Annotated in this window: 15 protein-coding genes; 8 read left to right on the top strand and 7 right to left on the bottom strand. The window is 61.4% G+C overall.

Annotation, left to right across the window (positions count from 1 at the left end; translation table 11 throughout):
* The first annotated feature begins 278 nt into the window (after positions 1 to 278).
* The 5 genes from nrdH to D9V28_RS01450 all read left to right on the top strand — a co-directional run bounded on the left by nrdH (position 279) and on the right by D9V28_RS01450 (position 5475).
* On the top strand, positions 279 to 512 hold the full coding sequence (gene nrdH / locus D9V28_RS01430) for a glutaredoxin-like protein NrdH (RefSeq protein ID WP_121657937.1): 234 nt from the start codon (positions 279 to 281) through the stop codon (positions 510 to 512).
* 52 nt (positions 513 to 564) lie between these two features.
* A complete protein-coding gene (gene nrdI / locus D9V28_RS01435; RefSeq protein ID WP_121657938.1) occupies positions 565 to 966 on the top strand; it encodes a class Ib ribonucleoside-diphosphate reductase assembly flavoprotein NrdI in 402 nt (133 codons plus the stop codon).
* Between the two features lie 26 nt (positions 967 to 992).
* Complete coding sequence (gene nrdE / locus D9V28_RS01440; protein ID WP_220700459.1) at positions 993 to 3098, top strand: class 1b ribonucleoside-diphosphate reductase subunit alpha; 2106 nt, start codon at positions 993 to 995, stop codon at positions 3096 to 3098.
* A 30-nt stretch (positions 3099 to 3128) separates the two neighbouring features.
* A complete protein-coding gene (gene nrdF / locus D9V28_RS01445; protein ID WP_121657939.1) occupies positions 3129 to 4103 on the top strand; it encodes a class 1b ribonucleoside-diphosphate reductase subunit beta in 975 nt (324 codons plus the stop codon).
* 526 nt (positions 4104 to 4629) lie between these two features.
* The gene (locus D9V28_RS01450) at positions 4630 to 5475 is read left to right on the top strand and encodes a M23 family metallopeptidase (protein ID WP_121657940.1); all 846 of its coding nucleotides are present in this window, start codon (positions 4630 to 4632) and stop codon (positions 5473 to 5475) included.
* Between the two features lie 56 nt (positions 5476 to 5531).
* Here D9V28_RS01450 and D9V28_RS01455 read toward each other — a convergent pair whose 3' ends face one another.
* The 7 genes from D9V28_RS01455 to D9V28_RS01485 all read right to left on the bottom strand — a co-directional run bounded on the left by D9V28_RS01455 (position 5532) and on the right by D9V28_RS01485 (position 12313).
* Positions 5532 to 6452, bottom strand: a complete 921-nt coding sequence (locus D9V28_RS01455; RefSeq protein ID WP_121657941.1) for an HAD family hydrolase — start codon at positions 6450 to 6452, stop codon at positions 5532 to 5534.
* 111 nt (positions 6453 to 6563) lie between these two features.
* On the bottom strand, positions 6564 to 7559 hold the full coding sequence (dhaK, locus tag D9V28_RS01460) for a dihydroxyacetone kinase subunit DhaK (protein ID WP_121657942.1): 996 nt from the start codon (positions 7557 to 7559) through the stop codon (positions 6564 to 6566).
* Between the two features lie 34 nt (positions 7560 to 7593).
* Complete coding sequence (gene dhaL / locus D9V28_RS01465) at positions 7594 to 8238, bottom strand: dihydroxyacetone kinase subunit DhaL (RefSeq protein ID WP_121657943.1); 645 nt, start codon at positions 8236 to 8238, stop codon at positions 7594 to 7596.
* Positions 8235 to 9029, bottom strand: coding sequence for an HAD-IA family hydrolase (locus tag D9V28_RS01470; RefSeq protein WP_121657944.1), 795 nt, complete (start codon positions 9027 to 9029; stop codon positions 8235 to 8237). Before D9V28_RS01470 ends, dhaL begins: the two co-directional genes overlap by 4 nt.
* Positions 9030 to 9031: 2 nt before the next feature.
* Positions 9032 to 9892 carry a class II fructose-bisphosphate aldolase gene (locus D9V28_RS01475; protein ID WP_121657945.1) on the bottom strand — a complete coding sequence of 287 codons (861 nt, stop codon included), beginning with the start codon at positions 9890 to 9892 and terminating at the stop codon, positions 9032 to 9034.
* A 92-nt stretch (positions 9893 to 9984) separates the two neighbouring features.
* Entirely contained in the window at positions 9985 to 11802 is a 1818-nt protein-coding gene (locus tag D9V28_RS01480) for a GAF domain-containing protein (protein WP_183086391.1), read from the bottom strand.
* A 130-nt stretch (positions 11803 to 11932) separates the two neighbouring features.
* Positions 11933 to 12313 (bottom strand): DUF2255 family protein, encoded by a 381-nt coding sequence (locus D9V28_RS01485; protein WP_121657947.1) that lies wholly within the window; start codon positions 12311 to 12313, stop codon positions 11933 to 11935.
* A 198-nt stretch (positions 12314 to 12511) separates the two neighbouring features.
* Between D9V28_RS01485 and D9V28_RS01490 the strand changes: the two genes are divergently transcribed.
* From D9V28_RS01490 to D9V28_RS01500, 3 genes are read left to right on the top strand one after another with little or no spacing between them, the layout of a single operon-like run.
* The gene (locus D9V28_RS01490) at positions 12512 to 13393 is read left to right on the top strand and encodes an ABC transporter substrate-binding protein (RefSeq protein WP_121657948.1); all 882 of its coding nucleotides are present in this window, start codon (positions 12512 to 12514) and stop codon (positions 13391 to 13393) included.
* A gap of 5 nt (positions 13394 to 13398) precedes the next feature.
* Positions 13399 to 14358, top strand: a complete 960-nt coding sequence (locus tag D9V28_RS01495; protein ID WP_121657949.1) for an amino acid ABC transporter permease — start codon at positions 13399 to 13401, stop codon at positions 14356 to 14358.
* Complete coding sequence (locus D9V28_RS01500) at positions 14355 to 15122, top strand: amino acid ABC transporter ATP-binding protein (RefSeq protein WP_121657950.1); 768 nt, start codon at positions 14355 to 14357, stop codon at positions 15120 to 15122. The genes D9V28_RS01495 and D9V28_RS01500 overlap by 4 nt, the downstream gene beginning before the upstream one ends.
* Positions 15123 to 15141: the final 19 nt, after the last annotated feature.

Consider the following 15141-nt stretch of genomic DNA (forward strand, 5'->3'; position numbering starts at 1 on the left):
GAGGGTCGGTTTAGCGTGGGGGCTGTGGACAACCTTCGATGCCCCGACCGGCGGTGGCGGAATTCCCTTGTTTTTGAGGCATCCGAGGGTGTGGACAAAAGGGTGGAGAAACGGTGGATAAGGGAAGAAAACAGTGGAATCGCTTGTTGATAACTACAGGCGTGTAACTACTACTGGTTGGGGTGCTCGTCAAAGCGACCAACTATATGTAGTATTGGACCACCGGCAGGCACTGCCGAGAAAACATCGAAATCTTTTTCAGGAAGGGGCCTAGATACATGACTATCACGGTCTACACCAAGCCTTCATGCGTGCAGTGCACTGCGACGTACCGCGCCCTCGACAACAAGGGCATTGAATACAAGGTTCTCGACCTTTCCGAAGACGAGAACGCACTCGAGGCCGTCAAGGCTCTCGGCTACCTGCAGGCCCCCGTTGTGATCACCGACGAAGACCACTGGTCCGGCTTCCGCCCAGACAAGATCAACGAACTGGCTTCTCGCCTCTCCTGATCTCCCTCGCCGTTCTTACGGCGTGACGACCTTCGATCTAGTGGGGCGTGACATGGCCAAGCTGGTGTATTTCTCCAGCGTCTCTGGCAACACCCAGCGATTTGTTCGCAAGCTGGGGGTTCCCGCTGATCGAATCCCGCTCCAGGCGAAGGAGCCGCACCTCACGGTTCACGAACCGTACATTCTCGTCACCCCAACCTATGGAGGGGGAGACGGAAAGGGTGCGGTTCCCAAGCAGGTCATCCGATTTCTCAACGATGAGAAGAACCGTGGCCTGCTTCGTGGAGTCATTGCCGCAGGCAACACAAACTTTGGTGCGGCCTATGGGCTCGCGGGAGACATTATTTCCGCGAAGTGCAAGGTGCCAAACCTGTACCGATTTGAAGTATTTGGAACACCGGATGACGTGCGCGTCGTCCATGAGGGATTGGAATCATTTTGGCTGGAACAGTAGTGACCGAGGTGCCGATGGACACCGGTATGGACTATCACTCGCTCAACGCGATGCTCAACCTGTACGGCCCGAACGGTGAAATCCAGTTCGACAAAGACCGTGAAGCGGCGCGGGAGTTTTTCCTCCAGCACGTCAACCAGAACACAGTCTTCTTCCACTCCCTGCGCGAGCGTCTCGACTACCTCGTTGAGAAGGAGTACTACGAGAAGGCTGTCATCGACGCCTACTCGTTCGACTTCGTCCAGAGCCTCAACGACCTCGCCTACTCGAAGAAGTTCCGCTTCCAGACCTTCCTCGGTGCTTTCAAGTACTACACCTCGTACACGCTGAAGACGTTCGACGGAAAGCGTTACCTCGAGCGTTTCGAAGACCGCGTCGTGATGACGGCCCTCGGTCTCGCCCAGGGTGACGAGAAGCTCGCGGTTGCCCTCGTGGAGGAAATCATCGCCGGCCGGTTCCAGCCGGCAACGCCGACGTTCCTGAACTCGGGCAAGGCACAGCGCGGAGAGCTCGTTTCCTGCTTCCTGCTGCGTATCGAAGACAACATGGAGTCGATCTCGCGCGGCATCAACTCATCGCTGCAACTCTCCAAGCGCGGCGGCGGAGTTGCGCTTCTCCTCTCGAACATTCGCGAGGCCGGCGCGCCGATCAAGCAGATCGAGAACCAGTCGAGCGGAATCATCCCCGTGATGAAGCTTCTCGAAGACTCCTTCAGCTACGCGAACCAGCTCGGTGCCCGCCAGGGTGCCGGTGCCGTCTACCTGCAGGCGCACCACCCCGACATCATGCGTTTCCTCGACACCAAGCGTGAGAACGCCGACGAGAAGATCCGCATCAAGACGCTGTCGCTCGGTGTCGTGGTTCCCGACATCACCTTCGAGCTCGCCAAGAAGGGCGAGGACATGTACCTGTTCTCCCCATACGACGTGGAGAAGGTCTACGGAGTTCCGTTCGGAGACATCTCGGTCACCGAGAAGTACTACGAGATGGTCGACGACTCGCGCATCAAGAAGACCAAGATCAAGGCGCGTGACTTCTTCCAGACGCTCGCCGAGATCCAGTTCGAGTCCGGCTACCCGTACATCATGTTCGAGGACACCGTGAACAAGGCGAACCCGATCGAGGGCCGCGTCAACATGTCGAACCTGTGCTCGGAGATCCTCCAGGTCAACACGCCGACCACGTACAACGCCGACCTGTCGTACGACGTCATCGGCAAGGACATCTCCTGCAACCTCGGCTCGATGAATATCGCGCTGTCGATGGACTCGCCCGACTTCGGCAAGACCGTTGAGACCGCCATTCGTGGCCTCAGCTCGGTCTCCGACCAGAGCCACATCCAGTCGGTTCGCTCGATCGAAGACGGTAACGACAAGTCGCACGCCATCGGCCTCGGCCAGATGAACCTGCACGGCTACCTGGCTCGTGAGCGCATCTACTACGGCTCCGAAGAAGGCATCGACTTCACGAACATCTACTTCTACACGGTGCTGTACCACGCACTGCGTGCATCCAACCGGATCGCCATCGAGCGCGGAACAGCGTTCGACGGATTCGCGAAGTCGACATACGCGTCAGGCGCGTTCTTCGACAAGTACACCGAGCAGGTCTGGGAGCCCGCGACGGCACGCGTTGCTGAGCTGTTTGCGAACTCGGCCGTCTCGATTCCGACACAGGCGGACTGGGCTGCGCTGAAGGCATCCGTTATGGAATTCGGCATCTACAACCAGAACCTGCAGGCTGTGCCGCCGACCGGCTCGATCTCGTACATCAACAACTCGACGTCGTCGATCCACCCGATCGCGTCGAAGATCGAGATCCGCAAGGAAGGCAAGCTCGGCCGCGTCTACTACCCGGCACCGTTCATGACGAACGACAACCTGGACTACTACCAGGACGCGTACGAGATCGGTGCAGAGAAGATCATCGACACCTACGCCGCTGCGACCCAGCACGTCGACCAGGGCCTGTCGCTGACGCTGTTCTTCAAGGACACCGCCACCACGCGCGACATCAACAAGGCGCAGATCTACGCATGGCGTAAGGGCATCAAGACGATCTACTACATCCGTCTGCGCCAGCTCGCGCTCGAGGGCACCGAGGTTGACGGCTGCGTCAGCTGCATGCTCTAACCTCGGCCTCTTCGACAACTAAGGAACACAATGATTGAGAAGCTCAAGCTGGTCGACCACGTCCAGGCGATCAACTGGAACAAGATCGAAGACGAGAAGGATGTCGAAGTCTGGAACCGGCTCGTCAACAACTTCTGGCTGCCCGAGAAGGTGCCGCTGTCGAACGACATCCAGTCGTGGAACACGCTCACCCCTGAGGAGCAGCAGCTCACGATGCGCGTATTCACGGGGCTGACGCTTCTCGACACCATCCAGGGCACCGTCGGCGCGGTCTCCTTGATCCCGGATGCTGTCACACCCCACGAAGAAGCGGTGTACACCAACATCGCGTTCATGGAATCAGTGCACGCCAAGAGCTACTCCTCGATCTTCTCGACCCTGTGCTCTACGAAGGAAATCGATGAGGCGTTCCGGTGGTCGGTTGAGAACGAGAACCTTCAGAAGAAGGCCGCGATCGTCATGGACTACTACACCGGTGACGACCCCCTGAAGCGCAAGGTTGCCTCGACACTGCTTGAGTCGTTCCTGTTCTACTCCGGCTTCTACCTGCCGATGTACTGGTCTTCCCGCGCGAAGCTCACCAACACGGCTGACCTGATCCGCCTCATCATTCGTGACGAGGCAGTGCACGGTTACTACATCGGCTACAAGTTCCAGAAGGGACTCGAGAACGAGACCGAGGAGCGCCGCCAGGAGATCAAGGACTACACGTTCAACCTTCTGTTCGAGCTCTACGACAACGAGGTGCAGTACACGCAGGACCTTTACGACGGCGTCGGTCTGACCGAGGATGTCAAGAAGTTCCTGCACTACAACGCCAATAAGGCCCTCATGAACCTCGGTTACGAGCCGATGTTCCCCAAGACGGTCACCGACGTGAACCCCGCGATCCTGTCCGCGCTCTCGCCGAACGCTGACGAGAACCACGACTTCTTCTCTGGCTCGGGTTCGTCGTACGTCATCGGCAAGGCCGTTGTCACCGAAGACGAGGATTGGGACTTCTAAGCCCCAAAGGAGTTTCTCACCCGAGTGGGATTAGGTTCAGCGCTCTCAAGGCGTGAGTGAAAAAGCGGGCACCATGTGCCCGCTTTTTTGCGTCCGCGAGACAGCTTTGCGTTGTTTCGCGCGCCGCGCAGAGGCCGCCGATCTGCGACCGCCGCCGTCGCTCAATTGCATGGGGGTGACATTCGCGCAGGGGGTGACGTCGCGAGTGACTTGCCCTATTCTCGGGGCATGCGAGTGCGCCCCGGAAGGGGTCGTCCTCGCTCCGGCATCACCCGAGGCAGCTCGAGTGTGCCGACCCACGAACGCCTTGGGTCAAGGTAGCGAAGATGCAAACGACGCAGAGATGAGTAGTCGGGTCGCCCCGGACCTCGCAGAGCTCGGGGGAGAAGGCCCGAAAACGGGAGCGCACGAGCCGCTCCCCGCTCCGCGGCGCCTCAAGCACAGGCACGCGGGCTCGAAGGACCATCGTTCGACGCGACATGACACTGCCGCACACAAATCCCATCCGGGCGAGCGCGCACGACACGTGCAAGTCCGCGAATTCCGTTGGGGTGGACTCCGGGCGGCGTTCGTCGCACTACTGGTGTTGCCAGGCATCTTCGGAATCCTCGCCCTCCCGAATCAAGGTATTCCGCCAGCCGCGGCAGGCGGAAGCGGCATTCCGAACACAACAGGAGCACAGTCGCTCGTCGCGGCTGATTGGAATCGGCCAGCGCTCGACCGCGATTTGTATGCGGCGACCAGCGAGGCTGAGCTCGCCGAGATCCGTGCGGCCGCGGCTGCTGCGGCAGCCGCTTTGCTTGCCGCGGCGAAGGCCGAGGCAGAAGCTGCCGCTGCCCTCGAGGATGAAACGTCCGAAACGGATGTGGACTCGTCAGAGGCGCGACCAAGCTACTCGCGGAGCTACGTCAACCGGAATGACAGCGAGCTGGCCGCATTTCTGATTGGTAGGCCAGGGGACTGGGTGCGACCGGTCGATGCTCCGGTCTCCTCGCCGTATGGACCCCGGAACATCATTTGCAACCCAGTGGGGTGCTCCACCGAATTTCATGAAGGGGTCGACTTCGGAGCGGCTTGCGGAACCCCTGTGAAGGCCGTTTCGGCTGGCCGCGTCGTTTTCGTCGGCTCGGCGGGCGCGTACGGAAATCGTGTCATCGTCGACCACGGCGGCGGCGTCGAATCGACCTACGGGCATCTCCAGGACGAGTCTTACCTGGTTGAGGTCGGTGACCTGATCGAGACCGGAACAGTTGTCGGGAACGTCGGAGCGACGGGAGTCGTCTCTGGCTGCCACCTCGACCTCAAAATTCAGAAGAACGGCAGCTACACGTCGCCTGTGCCATATCTGATTGAGCGCGGGGTTCTCATTTAGAGGACACCGCTACGCTTGACGCGTGAGGCCCGAACGACAAACAAACCGAACAGTGTTCAGAAAACGGTCTTCCAGTCGTCCTTGACGCTCACCACGGTCCAACCCTTTTCTTGCGCTCGTTTCAGGGCGCGCTCGGAGCCCGAGGTGTAGTCGAACTCGCGGTCGGGATCGTCGTGCAGAACAAGCAGTCGTAGGTACGGCTTGTCACTGTGCTGTGTGAAGTCCAGCATTTCGATGTCGCCATTGGAATTGCCTGCGGCGAGCAGCGGCCGCCGGCCGGCCCTGTCCCAAATGCGTATTGGCTTCTCGGGTCCATCGTCGAGGTAGTCCGCTGTCGCTCGCCTCGTGATCGTCCCTCCGCTTTCGTTAGCGGAGTACTCAAGTGCGACCGCACTGCCGATCACGCCGTCCCGCGGGACTCCGTAGAGCTCCTCGCTCACTGGCCTCATGAAGTCCCGACCACCACCGGAAGCGATGTATGTAACGAAGCCGTGTTCGCGGAGATACCCGAGGAGCTCAACCATTGGTGCGTACGCACACTGGAGGTAGCTCCGGTTCAGCGTCGGGTGTCGCGCGGTGTGAAGGAATTCCGCAGCGAGTTCCTCGAACCTCTCCACGCTGATGTCTGCATGTGCCGCAAGAACCCCGGCCGCGAGGCTGGCCAGATTGGAGTCGTCGCCGGCATAGTGGTCGTGGAGCACCGACGCCAACCATGCGTAATCGCGCTCGTATGCCGCTCGCCACGGCTCCTTCGAGCGCAATCCCGGATCTTCTTCGACCATGGCAACAAGCCGACGCAGGATGAAATCCAGCTGGATCGGCATGGGTTTTTCACACCACAGCGTCCCGTCGTTGTCGAACACTGCCACTCGCTGATCGACCGGAACCACGGAGGAATCCGCCGTGCACCGCTCGACAAAATCGAGAATGGCAGCCTTCGCTGGTCGGTCGTTCCACGTAGCCAGAGGCGTGTTCATCCGGTTCCTCCCATGTCAATCCTTCGTTCCACATCCGCCGGCCCATGAGCGGACCACTCGCATCGTGGACCGAATCGGCATGGGCCGCATCATCCGTGAGAGGTGAGCGGATCAGAAGATACGTACCCCGATCTCCGCGGGCGCGTTCAGCAGGCCTTCGATTTCGTCATCGAGCTTCACCAGGGTGAGAGAGAACCCGGCCATATCAAGTGACGTGCAGTATTCGCCAACGTAGCTTTTTGCGGCGGTGATGCCCTTCCCCGCGAGCTGTTGGTGAGCGTGCCGGTAAGCGATGTACAACTCACTGATCGGGGTTCCGCCGAGGCCGTTGATCATGAGTGCGACCCGGTCTCCGCTCTCAAAGGGCAGGTCGCTCACGACCGGCTCAAGGAGCGTGTCGACGAGCTCGTTCCCTGGAGCGATTTTGGCCCGTCGGCGACCCGGCTCTCCGTGAATTCCGACACCGATCTCAATTTCGTCTTCACCGAGTTCGAACAGCGGTGATCCTTTCGCCGGCGGTGTGCACGCGGTCAGCGCGAGCCCCATGGAGCGTGTCATCGAGTTGACCTTCTCGCCGATCCGCACGACCTCATCAAGGTCGGCTCCAGCTTCGGACGCCGCCCCGACGGCTTTGATTACGAAGAAGTTGCCTGCGACACCGCGTCGGCCGACCGTCCAGGTCGAGTCCTGCACAGCGACATCGTCGTCGATGAACAGGGTCTTCACGTTGACACCGTCGGCGAGGCTCATTTCCTGGGCCATGTCGAACGCCATTCGGTCGCCCGTGTAGTTGTTGACGAGCAGGAGCACTCCCTTGGAGGAGTTCACGAGCTTCGTCGTTTCGTAGACGTAGTCCATCGGCGGTGCCGCGAAGACATCGCCGGGGCAGGCAGCGTCGAGCATGCCTTTACCAACAGCCATGACGTGGGCTGGTTCGTGTCCGGAACCGGATCCTTGAACTATCGATACCTTGTCGTCTCGCGGAGCATCCGCTCTCATAATCAGGTTGTATTCGGGTACGTAACGCAATGTGTCTGGGTTTGCCAGAGCGAGGCCTTCGAGCATCTCGGGCACGAAGCGCTGCGGATCGTTGACGATCTTCTTCATTCGTTCATCTCCTGTGTTCGGGTGGTGCAACGGGTCAGCTGGTGCGATCTCTCTGATCCCAGTTCGCGGCGAGAGCTTCGACGATGACGGCCACCGCAACAGCGCCTGCGTCTGGCGAGCCGATGCTGCGTTCGCCGGTGTACGCAGCCCTGCCACGACGTGCGATCATCGGAGTGGTGGCATCAGCGGCCGCTCGCGCCGTCTGGGCGGAAGCGGCGACGATTTCGCTCGCGCCGCTTTCTCCAACGAGTTCCGCTTCGATGGTGTCGGCAACGGGAGCAAGGACATCGAGAAGGGTCTTGTCGCCGAGCTCCGCGTTGCCTCGCGCCATGATGCCTGCGATGGCCGCGCGCAGCATGGCGACCACATCGTTGCCGGTGATGTCGGTCTTGTCCCTAACGACCGCTGCTGCACGGAGGAAGGCCGTTCCCCAGATCGGACCAGACGTCCCACCGATGCGGCTCGTGATCGCGATGGCGACCTTCGACAGGAACGTACTGATGTCTGTCCGGTCGTAGGAATCCCAATCGCTCAAGACGATTTCGAAGCCGCGAGCGAGGGAATAGCCGAGGTCTCCGTCGCCCACGACGGCGTCCAGATCACCGAAGTACTTCTCGTTGTCCACCGCGGTCTGCGCGATGGTGCGCACGACAAATTCGACATCGGCCAGGCTGGTCATCGGTCCTCCTGCGCTGAGGGGCGGGAACTGTCGAGGATTGTTGTGAGGTCGCCGAGCGTGAACTCGGGTCCCGGCTGAAGGCCGAGAGGATCTTCGAGAACGCGAACGGCTTCGTCCGCATCGCCGAGCGAACTGACAACGAGAGCGGCCCCGGTGAAATCTTCGTTCGCGGTGTATGCGCTCACCGTCACGACGGTGCGCAGACCGGCGGCGAGTGAAGCCTGCAGCCCGTTTGCGCTGTCCTCGACCACAACCGTTTCGTCGGGGGAGGCACCGAGTTCGGAGAGTGCCAGCAGGTAGATGTCCGGTGCTGGCTTCTTGTGACGAACGATGTCGCCAGCGAATACGCGGAACTGGCTCGCTTCTTTCGGTCCGACGGCGTGCTCGAGCACGGCTCTGACCGATGGTTCAGCGGACGTGGACGCGACGGCAAGCCCCCACCCGGCGGATGCCGCCTCGGCGGAAATTCGGGCGATGCCCGGACGTGCGGGCAACGCACCGGTTGCGACAAGTTCGGTGTAGATCTCTGTCTTGCGGCGGTGCCAGCGGGCGAGTACCTCGCGTTGTTGTTCCTCATCCGTCGGTAAGTCGTTGTCCGCGACAAATTCGGGAGTCAGCAGGCTCGCCATTCGTTCTTTCCCGCCGCCAATGGTGACCTTCTCGGCATAGTCCGCATCACTCCAGGTGACGGGCAGTCCGAACTCGGCGAAGGTCCGGTTGAACGCGGGCAAGTGTCCATTCCGTTCGGTGTCGGCCAGAACGCCGTCGCAGTCGAAAATGAGAAAGGGCACGGTTACCACGCCTTCCCGGCGCTGCCGAATGTTCCCGCGAGCCCGGTCGTGAGATCGACGACGTGCTGGCGAACATTGGCAAACAGCGACGGCGGGTCCCATTTGTCGCGTTGTTCAGCGTCCTTCAGAAACGCGAGGCTCGACTTCATGAACTCAATCTTGAGAGCCGTCGAAATGTTGACCTTGGCGCATCCCCGAGAGATCAGGTCGCTGAACTGGTCATCCGTCATGCCGCTGCCGCCATGCAGGGCAATCGGGGTCGACGTTGCCTGTACGAGGTCGGTCACGCGTTCGAAGTCGAGATCGGGAGTTGCGGAGTACACGCCGTGAGCGTTGCCGATGGACGGTGCGAACACGTCGACGCCTGTCGTCTCGATGAAGTCCACTGCGACATCGAGGCTTTGCCGTCGAGTGGCAGTCTCCACACCAATTCCGTCTTCAACACCCTGTATTGCTTCGATTTCACCCTCGACGTGGGCGCCGTAGCTTCGTGCCTCAGCAACCACTTCGACTGTTTGTCGCTTGTTCTCGTCTACCGGCATGGTGGACGCGTCAAACAGCACGGAGTTCCAGCCCTGCTTGAGGCAGTCGCTGATTACCTGACGATCCGGGCAGTGGTCGAGGTGAAGGGTGACCGGAACGTCGATGTTCCGGGTCATGGATTCCCACATCGTGAACAGAACCTCAACGCCGATGGCCTTCACGGTCTTCACCGAGGTCTGCACGATGAGCGGTGAGCGCGCATCGACGGCTCCGGCCAGAACGGCCTCAAGCGTGAGGTCATTGACGATGTTGATCGCCGGCACACCATACTTCTCCGCGAACGCCCGATCGACGATCTCCTTGAGAGATACGACTGGCATGGCAACCTCCTTGACGCCGGTTCCCCGAGCGTAAGCATCGGAGGGAGTCCAGGAACATGCGGACTTTCCCTACCGCCCCGTGGGGAATCCCACTACCTTCCCGAATTCGTCGCGAGCCCGGCGAGCATAGTTCTGTTCCGAGCCCCGGTCTTTCGGAGAATTGAACCGACGTGTTTTTCGACGGTTTTGACGGAGATTCGAAGCTCGGTGGCGATGCGCTTGTCGGGAAGTCCCCGCTCGACGAATGCGCGCACTTCTCGCTCGCGAGGTGTCAGGGAATCCGTGGTTGCCCGGTCGGGTGAGGTGAACGAACGGAGAGTCTCGGCCGGAATGAGCGCGTCGCCTCGTGCTGCAGCGACGAGGGCCCGCGCCAGGGGGTCCGGTTCAACATCATTGGGAACGAATCCGACGGCCCCGATTTGCGACGCGGCGCGTACTCGCTCGTCGGCGAATGAATCGATGAGGAGGACGACGGCTGCGTTTGGATCGATAGCGCGGAGGTACGACGTGAGCTGCGGCCCGTCGATCCGGGGGAGCGCAAGGTTGCCAAGAACGACGTGTGGAGCAACGAGCCGAAACGCTTCTACCGCCTCAATTGCGTTCGACACCTCGCCCACGACCTGGATGTCTGGTTCAACCTGGCCCAGCATTCGAACCAGGCCAGCCCGCACGACCGCTCGCTCATGCACGATTAAGACCCGCCAGCGGGACCGAGCGATTGCTGGCTCCGCGCTCGTCGCATACGGAACGGCAGCGCTGATCCGTGTTCCCCAGCCCGGAGTCGACTCGAGCGACAACGTGCCTCCGAGCAGCGGTGCCCGCGCCGCGAGCCCTTGAAGCCCCAGGCCACGCGCCGTCCGTGTGCGGACGGACGAGAGCTTTGGAACATCAAAACCGATCCCGTCGTCCTCAACCATCGCCGCGACCTCCGACCTGCCGTAGACCAGTCCGACGCGCACCGACCGGGCCCGGGAATGCTTGACGACGTTGGTCAACGCTTCCTGAACGATGCGAAAGAGCTGGCGTGCTGTTTCGGGTGCGAGCGCCTCCGGTTCGCCCGAGACCACAAACCGGGTGTCGATGGTCGACGTGGATTGCACCCAGGCCAGCTCAAGCGCGACAGCCTCATGAAGCGAACGGCCGTCGAGCAACGATGGACCGAATCCAAGCACCGCGCGCTGCGCCTCAGTGAGCGCCGCCCGAGCGGCCGCCCGAGCGGCCGCCAGTGCATCGATGGGCTCGTGTGCCCGGCGAATCTCCCGTTCGGCAGCGTCCAGTTGCAACAGAACGGTCGCGAGGCCACGCCCGACTGTGTCATGGAGATCGCGCGCGACCCGCTCGCGTTCGGCCAGAATCGCCGCGTCACTCTCTTTCTCGGCTGCTCGGGCATACATCCGTGCGTTCGCCATTGCGATCGCGGCGTGCGTCGCGAACAGTTCGACCAGCATCACATCTTCGTCGGTGAACCGCCTCGCCGGTTCCTCGCTGAACACAACACAGGTGCCGATGATGCTGCCATCCCACCGGATGGGCACGCCAACGACCCCGTGCAGCCGACTGCGGTCCTCTGCACCGATGTGCCCACCTCGCACATCCGCATACTCGTCGAACAGCACGGGGCGCCGTGCCCGCACAACCTCGCCCGTGACACCCTCATCGAGCGGGAAGGTTCTGCCTGAGAGACAGCCGACTCCGATATCGACCTCCTTGCGGTAGGTGCCGGCGAGTTCGTCGACCGTGCAGATCGACCCGCTGGCGCACTGAAGGAGCGTGAGAGTGTGTTGCAGGATGCGCTCGAGCAGAGGGGCGAGGGCGAACTGCCCGGCCAGGTCGGTTGCGAGGGCGGCGAGCGAGCGCAGCCTCGGGTCGCCCTCGTCTGTCGCCGACGAACGGCCAGATGTGACGGTCATGTGCATCGATCCCCATTGATTGAGTGCCTTGAACCCCTCGCCAGCCCATCATGGCCCAGCACGCCGCGGCGCGCTAGAGTCGCATTGATCGGCTCCCCCCTCGTCGCTCAGTGCGAGGAACACGGCCCATTCAGGTGGTCGACGGCACCAACCGAAGCGTCGTTCGCGGAGCCTCCGGGCCAACAACCGTGTTCACGATTCGTGGCCCATACCTGTCGTATTTAGCGTGATACGCCGCATCGATTTCAGGTGAAGCGGATGCCTCGGCGTCGGAGAAACGGACGTTCTTCTCCAACGACCCAGCCCGGATTCGCCCGAAACCACTTCTCTTCGCGCGAACGAACCAGGGGTTGGTCGCGCCGTAGGCAGAGCGCACATAGACGCCGTCGCCGGACCGGACCACCCAGATCGTCACGTAGGGGCGCAGTGTTCCATCGGGGCGTCGCGACGAAATTTGCAGTTCATCCGCGTTCGCCAGTTGCGTCAACTCGTCCTCAGTCCATGAGTCCATCGGTGCCACCTTTTCTTCCGGAGGGCCTCACGCTACGCCGCGCGGCCGACGCGCGGGAGGCACCGGCGGTGCCTGTTTCGGCCATGTCGTGCCTGATGGCGCGGTTTCAACTTGATTCCGCGAGCGCGACGGCTTCCGGCGGTGAGTTAAGCTCGTTGTACCCTTTCGGTGAACGACGCCAGAACTAAGGAAAGAACTATGCGTAGAAAAGCTCTCATTGCACCCCTGGCGCTCGCCGCAGTCACGGCGTTCGTTCTCACCGGTTGTGTGAACAACGAAGAAGCTCCCACCGGTGGATCATCTGCCGGCGGCTCAGTGAGCGCTGACGAAAAACTCGCCGCGCTTGTGCCTGAGGACATCGCCAAGGCCGGAGTCCTGAAGATCGGCGTTGACGCCAGCTACGCACCGAACGAGTTTGAAGCAGGTGACGGATCGGTCACCGGCTGGGACGCCGAGCTTGCCGAAGCAGTAGCCGCAAAACTCGGCCTCAAGGTCGAGTGGGAGAAGTCACTTTTTGATGCAATCCTCCCGAAGGTTGCCGGCGGAACGCTTGACCTCGGCTGGTCGAGCTTCACGGATAACGCTGAGCGCCAGGCGCAGGTCGACTTCGTCGACTACTACAACGCTGGTCTGCAGTTCGCCAAGGGTAAGGACGCGGAAGACCGCACCGAGTGGTGTGGTGTCACGGTCGCATTCCAGGCGTCAACCACGTCTGAGCAGTTCGTGCAGGCCGCCAGCGACGCCTGTGTTGCCGAGGGCAAGGAAGCCGTTGACATGCTGAAGTCCGACAATCAGGATGAGGCGACCAACAACGCTGTTCTCGGTCGTGCCGACTACCTGCTCGGAGACTCCCCGATCGTCCAGTACGGCGTCGCGCAGTCCGACGATGCACTCGTTCTCAGCGGCGACGTTTTCGACTCGGCGCCATACGGAGTCGTGATCGAAAAGGACGGCGAGCTGGTCGAACCGATCCAGGCAGCATTCCAGTCGCTGATCGACGACGGCACCTACGAAGACATCCTCTCGGAGTGGGGCGTCGAAGGCGGAGCCGTCGACGAAGCGACAATCAACGCAGGCTGACGATAATGGACCCCACAACCGAACCCATCAAGGCGGTCAAGCTTCGGCATCCGGTGAGGACGGCGTTCGCCGTCGTGATCCTGCTGCTCGTCGTCCTGTTCGTCTGGGATGCCGCGACCCGCGACGCTTACCAGTGGCCGCTTGTGGGGCAATACCTGTTCGACCGCCGCATCAGCCAGGCCGCCGTCGTCACGCTGGCCCTGACCATCCTTTCGATGATCCTCGCCATCGTGATGGGCCTCGTTCTCGCTGTGATGCGGTTGAGCGACAACCCTGTTCTCAAGGTTGTTTCGTGGGTATACCTGTGGATTTTCCGGGGCACACCCGTGTACGTCCAGCTGGTGTTCTGGGGATTGCTCGGAACCATTTACCGTTCCGTGACCGTCGGCATCCCGTTCACGAGCGTCGAGTTCTTCACCATTTCGCCGTTCTCCGCGATCGACCTGTTCTGGCTGGCAGTGCTCGGTCTTGCATTCAACGAGGCCGCGTACATGGCTGAGATCGTGCGAGGCGGCATCCTCAGCGTTCCGCGCGGCCAGGACGAAGCTGCCCGCGCGCTTGGCATGAGCTGGCGACAGACCATGCTGCGCGTCGTTGTGCCGCAATCCATGCGAGTGATCATCCCGCCGACCGGCAACGAAGTGATCTCGATGCTCAAGACGACGTCTCTCGTCACAGCGCTGGGCTTCTCGCTCGAACTGTATGCGCGGACCCGGGCCATTTCGGCACAGATCTATGCGACGGTGCCGCTGCTCATCGTCGCGAGCATCTGGTATCTGCTCGTCACGAGCATTCTCATGGTCGGCCAGCACTATCTCGAGAAGTACTACGGTCGCGGCGTCGCCCCGCAGCGGGAACCGGAGGATGACCCCGAGCTTCCTGAGACGGAAACCGCCACCGAAACGACAGGAATTGCCGGTGGAAACGCCGAGGCGGTTCCACCGCCGAAGAGGGAGCACCAATGACCGACGTCCCTATGGTCCACGCCGATCACATCGTCAAGCGGTACGGCTCACACGAGGTGCTCAAGGACATCTCGGTCACCGTCAACCGCGGAGAAGTGGCCTGCCTGATCGGGCCAAGTGGCTCAGGTAAGTCGACGTTCCTTCGCTGCATCAACCACCTCGAGTCGATCAACGGTGGCCGACTGTCCGTCGACGGCGACTTGATGGGATACCGTCAGCGCGGCGACAAACTGTACGAAATGTCGCCCTCCGAAGTGTCACGCCAGCGCGCCGACATCGGAATGGTGTTCCAGTCTTTCAACCTCTTCCCGCACATGACGGTGCTAGAGAACATCATCGAGGCGCCCACGCGCGTCAAGGGAGTCAAGAAGGCCACGGCCGTCGCGACAGCTTTCGAGCTGCTCGACCGCGTTGGTCTGGCGCACAAAGCCAAGGCGTACCCGGCGCACCTGTCTGGCGGGCAGCAGCAGCGAGTGGCAATCGCGCGAGCCCTGGCCATGAGCCCGAAGCTGATGTTGTTCGACGAGCCGACGAGTGCGCTCGACCCGGAACTGGTCGGTGAAGTGCTCGACGTGATGAAGGGCCTCGCGCAGTCCGGCATGACCATGATCGTTGTGACCCACGAGATCGGGTTCGCCCGTGAGGTCGGAGATTCGCTGTTCTTTATGGACGGCGGTGTGATCGTTGAATCAGGCGACCCCCGTGAGGTGCTCACCAACCCGAAGCACCCGCGAACGCAATCGTTCCTCTCGAAGGTGCTGTAGGCATCCGCTTCGCGTGAAA

The sequence above is a fragment of the Mycetocola zhadangensis genome, from assembly GCF_003668565.1.
Lineage (GTDB): Bacteria > Actinomycetota > Actinomycetes > Actinomycetales > Microbacteriaceae > Mycetocola_A > Mycetocola_A zhadangensis.

Excerpts from the sequence above, each read along its gene's own strand:
- nrdH (WP_121657937.1), top strand. The coding sequence starts at position 279 with ATGACTATCACGGTCTACACCAAGCCTTCATGCGTGCAGTGCACTGCG.
- nrdI (WP_121657938.1), top strand. The coding sequence starts at position 565 with ATGGCCAAGCTGGTGTATTTCTCCAGCGTCTCTGGCAACACCCAGCGA.
- nrdE (WP_220700459.1), top strand. The coding sequence starts at position 993 with ATGGACTATCACTCGCTCAACGCGATGCTCAACCTGTACGGCCCGAAC.
- nrdF (WP_121657939.1), top strand. The coding sequence starts at position 3,129 with ATGATTGAGAAGCTCAAGCTGGTCGACCACGTCCAGGCGATCAACTGG.
- D9V28_RS01455 (WP_121657941.1), bottom strand. The coding sequence starts at position 6,452 with ATGAACACGCCTCTGGCTACGTGGAACGACCGACCAGCGAAGGCTGCC.
- dhaK (WP_121657942.1), bottom strand. The coding sequence starts at position 7,559 with ATGAAGAAGATCGTCAACGATCCGCAGCGCTTCGTGCCCGAGATGCTC.
- dhaL (WP_121657943.1), bottom strand. The coding sequence starts at position 8,238 with ATGACCAGCCTGGCCGATGTCGAATTTGTCGTGCGCACCATCGCGCAG.
- D9V28_RS01475 (WP_121657945.1), bottom strand. The coding sequence starts at position 9,892 with ATGCCAGTCGTATCTCTCAAGGAGATCGTCGATCGGGCGTTCGCGGAG.
- D9V28_RS01480 (WP_183086391.1), bottom strand. The coding sequence starts at position 11,802 with ATGACCGTCACATCTGGCCGTTCGTCGGCGACAGACGAGGGCGACCCG.
- D9V28_RS01485 (WP_121657947.1), bottom strand. The coding sequence starts at position 12,313 with ATGGACTCATGGACTGAGGACGAGTTGACGCAACTGGCGAACGCGGAT.
- D9V28_RS01490 (WP_121657948.1), top strand. The coding sequence starts at position 12,512 with ATGCGTAGAAAAGCTCTCATTGCACCCCTGGCGCTCGCCGCAGTCACG.
- D9V28_RS01495 (WP_121657949.1), top strand. The coding sequence starts at position 13,399 with ATGGACCCCACAACCGAACCCATCAAGGCGGTCAAGCTTCGGCATCCG.
- D9V28_RS01500 (WP_121657950.1), top strand. The coding sequence starts at position 14,355 with ATGACCGACGTCCCTATGGTCCACGCCGATCACATCGTCAAGCGGTAC.